4 protein-coding genes are annotated in these 6,199 nt (G+C 62.4%); all 4 read right to left on the bottom strand.

The annotated features are described in order from the left end of the window. Positions 1 to 167: 167 nt before the first annotated feature. The 4 genes from P2G62_RS17595 to P2G62_RS17580 all read right to left on the bottom strand — a co-directional run bounded on the left by P2G62_RS17595 (position 168) and on the right by P2G62_RS17580 (position 5,990). Positions 168 to 605, bottom strand: coding sequence for a hypothetical protein (locus P2G62_RS17595; protein ID WP_275736189.1), 438 nt, complete (start codon positions 603 to 605; stop codon positions 168 to 170). Further along, a complete protein-coding gene (locus P2G62_RS17590) occupies positions 602 to 2,635 on the bottom strand; it encodes a hypothetical protein (RefSeq protein WP_275736188.1) in 2,034 nt (677 codons plus the stop codon). The genes P2G62_RS17595 and P2G62_RS17590 overlap by 4 nt, the downstream gene beginning before the upstream one ends. A gap of 110 nt (positions 2,636 to 2,745) precedes the next feature. After that, positions 2,746 to 4,572 (bottom strand): hypothetical protein, encoded by a 1,827-nt coding sequence (locus tag P2G62_RS17585; RefSeq protein ID WP_275736187.1) that lies wholly within the window; start codon positions 4,570 to 4,572, stop codon positions 2,746 to 2,748. Next, positions 4,569 to 5,990: a tyrosine-type recombinase/integrase gene (locus P2G62_RS17580; RefSeq protein ID WP_275736186.1), complete on the bottom strand. Its 1,422-nt coding sequence runs from the start codon at positions 5,988 to 5,990 to the stop codon at positions 4,569 to 4,571. Before P2G62_RS17580 ends, P2G62_RS17585 begins: the two co-directional genes overlap by 4 nt. Between the last annotated feature and the right edge of the window lie 209 nt (positions 5,991 to 6,199).

Raw genomic sequence — 6,199 nt, 5'->3', positions numbered from 1 at the left:
CCCTCGGCATGTTATCTGGACAGTCAAGCTGTCTCTTCGGAAAAACCTCCTGACCTCATTGAGGTTTTCCTGTGCGGCATGGGTGAGACAGTTCATGGGGGCTCCCTCTCTTCTTATCCCTGTTTCACCCCCACCCAGCTCACCTCTTTCTCTTTCTGATCGTGACCTCAGGTGCCACCCTGGGACGGCGGCCTGAACGGCAGGACTTTCAGGTCAGCCCGGGCGATCTGCTCTTCAAGAACCGCGATCAGGCGGCGTTGTTCTTCAGCCTCGAGCGCGAGGATCTGGATTTGTTGCGCCAGTGTTTTGACTGTCGCGCGCAACTCGGCCATCTCGCCACCGCGTGCTGCCCGGAGTTCGGCTTCGAGTTCGCGGATACGCTCCTTCAATCCTACGACCGATCCCGACCGGAACCTCGCCTCCGCCGCACGAAATTCCGCGAGAACGGCGGTGGCCCGGTTGGCCGTTGCGCGGCTGACGCCGGCCTCGCGCGCGAGATTGACGACGGTGAGACGCCCGTCAGTATGGACGGAGGTTCCTTCGAGCAGTCGCATCATGGAGGCGCGCAAGGCGTCTTCGGTCTTCTGACTGACGGGCCGTGTCATACCTTTGGGTCCTCCAGATGAGCGATCAGCCGGCGCTTTCGATCATTGTCCTGTGTGATTGCGACCTTCTGAACCGCCGACAGGGTGTTGCCCTGCAGGAGGCGCTCACCCTCTTGGATCGAGGCCTGCCAAGGCGCAACATGGTGGGCGGACAGACAGGAATTGGGGCAGCGGTCCGGGCTGCAACGCGAAATCACAGGAGCGGCAGGCCTGTCGTCGGGCCGCAGGCAAAGGGCGCTGGCGGGATCGAAGAAGCAATCGTTCAGAAATCCGACATGCAGCGTCTTTCCAAGATGCACCAGCATCGTTCGCAGGCGCTTCTGATCGAGGATGCGCCCGGGCAGATCACCGAGCGTGCCCCGGACGTGGTCGAACTCCTGCTTGAGGCGGGACGATGCCGGTCCGCCGGGCTCGTCACCCTGCAGGTAGGCCTCATAATAGGCGACGACATCGTCCAATTGGCCAAGCGCCCGTTCCTGCTCGACCGCCCGACGAAAATCTCCGTGCGGCGCACCGGCATAGCCCTCGAACATCGCCACGGAGGCATGCTTGTACTGGATCTTTCCGGCAATCACGCCGAAGGGGCGGTTCGCGATGTACCATGCGATGGTGCGTCGAAACTGTCGGGTGCTGAAATGCCAGGCGCGCCCATCGACATGTGGAATTGCGGGCGGGTTTGCGACCTTTGCATCCAGACCGTCGCGGAACATCTTGATGATCGGCGACGCCTGCGCGGCAAGGTAATCCGCCGTCCAGTCCCAAGGCTTCAACGACACCCAGAGGGATCGAAGATCACGGTCGCCGCGCGCTCGACGCGACAGGGCTTCCATGGCCTCGACGGCACGGGCGACCGGCGCGATGGTGATCCAGTCGGCGGAAACACCTGCTGCCTCGCGATGTTTGTAGACGGTGCTGCGCACGCGATAGCGCTCGATCAGGTTGTCGGCACTGCGCTCAATCGAAACGCAGCCAGGCTCCATGTCCTGTAACTCGCTGTCGCGCATTCCCGTCAGGTAAGCACAAACGATGTAACAGGCCGCCTGCAGCATCTGCTCTTCATGCGGTAAGCTGTCCGTGTCGAAACGCTTGCGCCAGGGCAGGCCGGTATCGGGATCGAGGCTGATCGGGGTATCCATGCCGCCGACCTCGGTTCCCATCTCACCCGCCATCTGGTCCAGCATCCTCACGGTCGCGGTAGATTTGCTGAGAGTCCCAGTTTGGGGACACCCGACCTGAAGGCACATCAGCCTGAAATTATACGCGTTGCCTTCCTTAACATCGGGGACACCGCGGGTGGTGTTTGGACGGCGCTCCCAGATTGGCACGCCCCGCCCTTCCGCCCGTCGGGCCTCGAGCCAGGTACGAAGACGGTAGCGAAACCGTTCGTGGCGGGTTTGGCGCGCATCCTCGGCAATGATCTGGGCAGCACGGGCTTCAAGGCGATCCAGCTCTTCGCGCGCCGCGAGGATATCCGGAGCGAAGACATCGACGTATCGCATCGACCAGTGGAGCAGTGCGCCGATGACCGGTTCTGGGATGCGCGGCGTGGTGTTCTCCGAGCTCGTCCGGCTCCGACCGCTGACATTACTTGCCGTGCGCCCACCCCAGGGCAGGAAGGGAATGCCGCCCCCGGTCACCCATGGCCCGAAATGATGGAGGTCGATGGGGACATCGACATAGAGGCGGATCTGTTGCGATGAACGTGCGCCGTCTGCCCCCAGATGCGCCAGATACGCGTCCAGCACTTGCTGGTCGACGCGCCCCAGTTCGACGGAACCGATATGATCGTGCAGGAACTCTCCGAAATGGCGCAGGAACAGCAATGTGCCCTTGGCGGTCGAGGGGCCGCAAGGGCCCCGGTAGCTGCGCAGCGGCGCCTGAAGGCGGGCAAGCATATACTCCTTGGCGAGCCGTCGAAGCGCGGGGTCTGCAATGGCCCCGAAATCTACACGAAACGCGGCCGGACGCGCGTTGGCGCGAAACATCGCCGGACTGAGATCCCAGACATCGTCGCCGAAGCGGGACAGCATCGAGCGCTCCGATCCCGGTCTGAGCGGTCTGCCTGCGAGGATGTCGGTGTCGTCGGGATAGATTGCCGATGGCAGCGATGGCCTTGCGGTCGTGATGTCCGGATTTGCTCTCATGCGAGACCCGCCTCCGGGAGAAGGTAGATCTGTGCCGATTGACTGGCTGAGAGGGCACGCGCGGCGGCGAGATCGATCTCAGAGAATTGCGGCAATATCTGCGCGACGATCCTGTGGTGGGCCCTCCCGAACTTCGCCTGCCAATCTGCTTCGGACAAAACCTTGCGCTGGTCCACCACGAAATCCAGAAACGCCATCAGCGCGGGAAGCTTGCGGGTGGTGATGACGCCGTTGCGGCATTCGAGGCAGCCCCAGAACGGCACCGGGCAGGCCTCTCCCGACGTGGCGAACGGGCTGCTGTAGAAGCCAGAACAGCTTGCCAGCCATACATCCTGTTCGCCTGCCAGCAATGCCGGAACATCGGTCGCCAAGCCCTCCGGAAAACCGGGCTGAGCCGAAGACGGAGCTGCTAAGACTTTGGCCTCGGCCTCCGGGGTCAACACGGTAGGCTGCAACGCATCTTCGACAGCGTCCATCAGCGCCTCGGCGATGGTAGCTTCGTGGATCGGCCGCAAGGCGGGAATGTCCCCATAGTGGTTCGCGGCAACCTCGACGGTATGTCCAACCGCAAACCGGCGCAGCTGACCGCCGGTCTTGCGATACCACGCAGCCTTGTGGGTCTTGCGCAAACGCGAGAGGCAGAGCTTCAACGGCTTCCCGTCATCATCCTGCAACCCGTGATGTTTGACCCAGACCTTTCTAGCGGATTGCATCGGCAGAACGACATCGATCAGGCGGCCGCGGCAGTAATACGCGAAAAGCTGTTCGCTCTTGAGATGACCGCGCGCCGTCGCGGTCCACTGAATTACCAGGCGCAGCAGGCCGCCCGGGGTACCTGACCCTCCGTCCCGAACCCGCAGCCGCTTCCACTCGGCATGACGGGCGCGGCGCTTGCAATACTCGATCTCAACATAGCCGTTGGAAGGGTTTTTGAGACAATCGGCGCGCAAGGTTTTGATCGCCTCGATCTCGAGACCGGTCTCCAGTGATAGCAGAACGAACAGAGCAATCAGATCGCCGAGGAGCAGATGCCGCGTGCCATGCATCCTGTCGCTCAGCCCCTCATTCGAAATCCCGGCATAGTTCCGTGCCCCGTAGAGTTGACGAAAAAGGTCGTTCTTGACGGTAATGAAACCGACACGGTCGATCTCCGCGAAGGCGTCCATCTCCAGCCGGTCGATGCGTGTCTCGCACTCCTGTTCAAGCGCCGGACGGAATCGCTGCATGATCGCTGCAACATCGGCACTTGCGGCCGCCTTCAAGGCCACCCGGACACTGTCGCTGTAGGCATCGCGCGGGCGCGGTGGAACACCCGGGCGCGTACTGACATAGAATAATCGGCGGGAAGCCTCTTCGGAAAGGCGGCCTGGTTCGCCCGCATCCGCCAACCGCAGCAGCATCACTACATCTCCCATCTGGTGGCGGCGATGGTTGGGATGCTGCCCGCGCTCATCCATCCAGGCGTCGAAGCCTTCGATGGTAGCGACATCAATCTCGGCAAGCGCCTGTACGGATGAGTCTGTCGCATCGAGATAGCGCCAGAACCGATGGATGGCTTCGGCCAATGACATGGCGGTGCGGACGGTGCCGGCGGGGCCACCGACCTGACATGCCTGCCAGAGTGCCAGCGTGAAGGCCCGCGCAAGCGAATTGCGACCCGGCAAACGCGTCAGGTCCATCGTCGCAGTCCGTCCGGCCAAGGTAATCTCGAAACGGCGGGCGGTGATGGCAATGGCGGCCGCGGGACCGGGATCGGAAAGATTGTCAGGAAAACTCGCGCGTCGCCCTGGGCGGGGCTGTGAGACGCGGGCTCTGCCGGTCATTGTTCGTCCGCCATGAGTTCGTCGGTCCAGCGATCCGCCGCCGCATCGACGAGTTCCTGCGCCTCGGCAAGGCTGTCGAGATAGATGTAGGTGCTGGTGATGTTCGCGTGGCCGAGGAGGTGTTGGAGATGGCGGAGCGGATCGCCAAGCATCTGGCGATAGGCAGCACCATGCGCATCGGTCGGGTTAAAGATCCTGCCCACCTGTTCGCGGATCAGCATCGACAGCATGTTGACCGCAAAGGTGTGCCTCAGCATGTGCGGTGTTACGGTTACATCGAGGCCGAAGGTCTGGCATCGCTGGCTTGCCCTGCGAAAAGCAACTTCCCAGGTTCCGGACGACACGGGTTGACCGCGTTCCGTGAGCCAGAGCGATGCGTGTTCAGGCATCCCATCAGGCGATCGCAGCAGCCGTTGGCGGTCTTGCGGACGGAGCCTGGTCAGCGCGATGCGTCGGCCACTGCCATCGACGGCGTTGCGGCCATCGGATGACAATACGAGCGGGACGGCCGGACGAGGCGGGTCCTTTGCCAAGGCGATCTGGCGCTCGATATCGCAGTAATCCGCGATCAGCTTGAGGACCCGGCGAGGCAAACGGATGCGTCGCGGGCGTTCGCCCTTGGTGATCACGCCCGGCAGATCGAAAGGAAGTATCCGCGGGCTGTCGGAAATCCACCGAGGCAGTTCGTCGATGATCAGGTTACCGGCCTCGCCGAGGCGCATCCCCGTGGTGATGAGCAGTTCCGCGAAGACGGCATTCCGCTCGCCATTGCGGCCGCGCCAGGCTGGGTCCTCGGACCCGTCCGGCAATCTTCCTCTCAGGCCGATATCCCGGAACGCGAGGTAGCGGCCGATATCGACGAATTGCATGTCATGCGGGCGTGCGGCACGTTCCCGGGCCCTGTTACCCTCGACGACCTTGGGCGCTCCCCGCCCATGACCATGACGAAAGGACAGGTCGTATCGAAACGGCGAGGATGCGATCAGGCCCTCTTCGAGCGCCCACCGATACAGTTTGTCAAGCGCCGCGATCGCCCTGTTCCAGCTGGATGCCGAAATCCGAAACGGTGCATCCGACAAACGCCGTGCATGGTGAAACGCGATGACATCGTTGTAATCGGCACGCCAAAGCTGCTTGCCACCACGCCGTTCTTCCAGAAACCGCATCCAGACCAAGATGTCATGGGCGTAGGCGCGCAAACTGTGCCGCGAACGCACCCCCATGGTAGGACAGGCGCGAAAGAACCGGTTCACGTCATGCAAGTAGCCTCCGTCCCGATCCAGAAAGAACGGCATGCCATCCATCAGGCCGATCTTGCCAGCGGCCTCGGTCAGGGACACGGAAAGATTGACCGGAACGCCTTCGACGGAAACGGGAGCGCGCAGCGCCGATCCATCGGTGAAATAAAGCTGCGTCATCCATCCTCCAAAGGCGTTCGCGTCCAGCAAACGACGCCCGCGACTCCAGTCGCGCTAAAACCGAAGCGCCGCCAGCCCCGTCCCTACGGCCCTTTTGATGGAGAGCGGGCCGGGGCTGGCTCATCTCTCAATCCTAAGGTTCCGCATAACCCGCACAATGCACAGGAATAAGACGCTTCCATAGAGTCAGGATAAGGCATGGTGGCGCA

It is taken from the genome of Paenirhodobacter sp. CAU 1674, assembly GCF_029222945.1.
Taxonomy (GTDB): Bacteria; Pseudomonadota; Alphaproteobacteria; order Rhodobacterales; family Rhodobacteraceae; genus Rhodobacter.
This window is presented reverse-complemented; position numbering and strand designations above follow the sequence as displayed.

What these genes read in the sequence shown, in the direction of transcription:
- P2G62_RS17585 (WP_275736187.1), bottom strand. Translation starts at nt 4,572, where the DNA reads ATGACCGGCAGAGCCCGCGTCTCACAGCCCCGCCCAGGGCGACGCGCG.
- P2G62_RS17590 (WP_275736188.1), bottom strand. Translation starts at nt 2,635, where the DNA reads ATGCTGTCCCGCTTCGGCGACGATGTCTGGGATCTCAGTCCGGCGATG.
- P2G62_RS17595 (WP_275736189.1), bottom strand. Translation starts at nt 605, where the DNA reads ATGACACGGCCCGTCAGTCAGAAGACCGAAGACGCCTTGCGCGCCTCC.
- P2G62_RS17580 (WP_275736186.1), bottom strand. Translation starts at nt 5,990, where the DNA reads ATGACGCAGCTTTATTTCACCGATGGATCGGCGCTGCGCGCTCCCGTT.